The organism is Heyndrickxia acidiproducens DSM 23148, from assembly GCF_000374345.1.
Lineage (GTDB): Bacteria > Bacillota > Bacilli > Bacillales > Bacillaceae_C > Weizmannia > Weizmannia acidiproducens.
Genome location: NZ_KB894069.1, coordinates 1 through 2,553 on the forward strand (window position 1 = coordinate 1; position 2,553 = coordinate 2,553).

General features: G+C 43.0%; 3 protein-coding genes. 2 read left to right on the forward strand and 1 reads right to left on the reverse strand.

The features are described 5' to 3' along the window. The first annotated feature begins 89 nt into the window (after positions 1 to 89). Entirely contained in the window at positions 90 to 560 is a 471-nt protein-coding gene (locus tag C232_RS19055) for a nitroreductase family protein (RefSeq protein WP_081622804.1), read from the forward strand. 111 nt (positions 561 to 671) lie between these two features. On the opposite strand, the gene C232_RS0118160 is transcribed toward C232_RS19055, so the two are convergent. Continuing rightward, complete coding sequence (locus C232_RS0118160) at positions 672 to 1,361, reverse strand: MgtC/SapB family protein (protein ID WP_018665529.1); 690 nt, start codon at positions 1,359 to 1,361, stop codon at positions 672 to 674. 99 nt (positions 1,362 to 1,460) lie between these two features. Between C232_RS0118160 and C232_RS0118165 the strand changes: the two genes are divergently transcribed. Beyond that, the gene (locus tag C232_RS0118165) at positions 1,461 to 2,366 is read left to right on the forward strand and encodes a DMT family transporter (protein WP_018665530.1); all 906 of its coding nucleotides are present in this window, start codon (positions 1,461 to 1,463) and stop codon (positions 2,364 to 2,366) included. Positions 2,367 to 2,553: the final 187 nt, after the last annotated feature.

Consider the following 2,553-nt stretch of genomic DNA (forward strand, 5'->3'; position numbering starts at 1 on the left):
AGATTCCCTAACACGATTCGCAAAAAACACTGTTTGTTTTGCGTGGTAAGATTTTTCTTATAACAAACGTTTGATATTTATGTCTATAGATGTCTACGTTTTTAGAAACGGTTGTCATTTTGTTAGGGGAAAACCACACAAAATTATGGAACATCACCACAGAGGCACTAAGGAAAACTGTGCCTGCCGACAATTTTGCCCCGACAGAAGAAAAAATGCGGGCATTTGGCAGCGGCTATGGCACAATCCTCTTTTTTGAAGACCAAGCAGTCATCGAATCACTTCAGAAACAGTTTGAATTATATAAGGAAAACTTTCCTGTCTGGTCGCAGCAATCATCCGGTATGCTGCAGCTCGTGGTTTGGGTCAGCCTTGAACAGGAAGGCTATGGCGCGAGCCTCCAGCACTACAACCCGCTGATTGATGATGATGTGAAAAAAGCGTGGAACATTCCGGATAATTGGCAGTTGATTGCGCAAATGCCGTTTGGAAAGCCTGAAGCGCCGGCGGGGGAGAAAGAGTTTAAACCGCTGGATGAGCGCGTGAATTTATTTAAGTAAACCTAAGGCAGTTGGAAACCTTCCAGCTGTCTATTTTCGATATTGAAAAAGCAGCCGGAAATAAAAATCAGCCGAAGCCTTTTAGGACATGATTTTTAGAAAAAGGCCGAATCAGCTTTCAACTTCCACTGCTGTAACATCTTCAATCGCGGATATGTTGTGGTATACTCCGGTGGCCGTTTGCCGGTAGCTTGTCCGTACCTTTAAATCAATTAAATGGCCATGGCCTTCCAAGTCTTTAATACGGACATTTTCTATTGTAATATGGTGCTGCTCAATCATTTCGAGCACATGGTCAATGGCCAGGCTGTCATGGACAGTCACCTTTAACAGGAGATCTTTGTTGCGTAAATAGCTTTTTGCTGCCATATTTAATAAAAAAGGAATGATTTCAACACTGATCATAATCAGAATGACGCCTGCAATTGCCTCGGGATAAAACCCGGCACCGACTGCAATCCCGATCCCGCTTGCCCCCCAGATCATGGCAGCGGTTGTCAGCCCTGTAATCGTATCATTATCTTTTTTCAAAATGACGCCGGCGCCAAGGAAACCAATTCCGGATACAATTTGCGCGGCAAGCCTGAGCGGGTCCATCGTAATCTGCACATATTCCGAGTGCTTAAAAAGATACGCCGATTGGATGGAGACAATCGTTAACAGGCAGCTGATAATCGAGATCACCAGGCTCGTTTTTAAACCGAGCGGCTTTCTTTTTAATTCCCGTTCCAGTCCGATAATCAGCCCGAGTACAGCTGTAATGCCGAGCTTTACCAAAATTTCAACATCCCCGAATACCATTTTTCTTCCCTCCCTTTCTAGTCAAAAACAGCCGTGTGTTATAGAATAATAGTAGCATTTTTAAAAACTTTAAAACAATGAAAAGGGGCAGATCGAACAGTGAATCCTTATTTGGCATTAATTGCAGGTGTGCTCGCGGTCACCTCATCCTCCATCCTGGTTAAATACAGCACAGCAGATGCGGGTGTGATTGCATTTTACCGCCTGTTCTTTACGACACTGATCATGCTTCCAATCTTTTTATCCAAACATGTAAAAGAAACATTTGGCATGGCGAAAAAAGATATGCTCCTCTCCAGTCTGTCAGGCGGCCTGCTTGCTTTCCATTTTATTCTTTGGTTTGAATCACTGAATCTGACATCTGTTGCCAGTTCAACTGTCCTTGTCACACTGCAGCCGATCTTTACATTTGCCGGCACCTATTTTTTCTTCCGCGAATCACTTCCCCTAAAAGCTGTGATTTGCGGCGCTGTTGCCATATTCGGCAGTATCCTGATCAGCTGGGGTGACTTCTTTATCAGCGGCCATGCTTTATATGGCGATATTTTAGCGCTGATATCCTGTGTGTTTGTCACCGCCTATTTGATGATTGGCCAAAATGTCAGGAAACGCGCGGGCGTTATCCCTTATACATTTATCGTTTACTTGGCATCAACTTTTGTTTTGTTTATTTATGTGGTCTTTACAAGAGAATCATTTTACCCGTATTCTGCCCGCAACTGGGTTTGTTTTGTGCTTTTGGCAGTTCTGCCGACACTTGCCGGGCATTCCGTCTTTAATTGGGTGGTCAAATGGATCAGCGCATCCGTTATTTCAATGGCCATTTTATTTGAACCGGTGGGCGCTGCAATCCTGGCTTTTTTTCTGTTTCAGGAAAAACTTTCGTGGTTCCAAGTGAGTGGCGGCTGTATTATTTTAGCGAGTATCGCTTACTTTATGGTCAATGAACATGCCGAAAACCGCCGGACTGTCTCCATAAAAGAAAAAAGCAAGCCGGTTGGATAAAACATGTAATGGTCCTGAAACAAGAAACTATATGATATATATTCATGATGTGCAGGTTTTCATGCTTTTCAAATCTTTTTATCGTATATTATAACCTGAATCCGTGACGAAATTTTCATTCAATCTCGAAAAACCCGCATGAAATCTAGTATAATATGGACAGAGTTCCATTTTAACCAATTCCACA

Coding starts and splice junctions, on each gene's coding strand:
- C232_RS19055 (WP_081622804.1), top strand. CDS start 90: ATGTCTACGTTTTTAGAAACGGTTGTCATTTTGTTAGGGGAAAACCAC.
- C232_RS0118160 (WP_018665529.1), bottom strand. CDS start 1,361: ATGGTATTCGGGGATGTTGAAATTTTGGTAAAGCTCGGCATTACAGCT.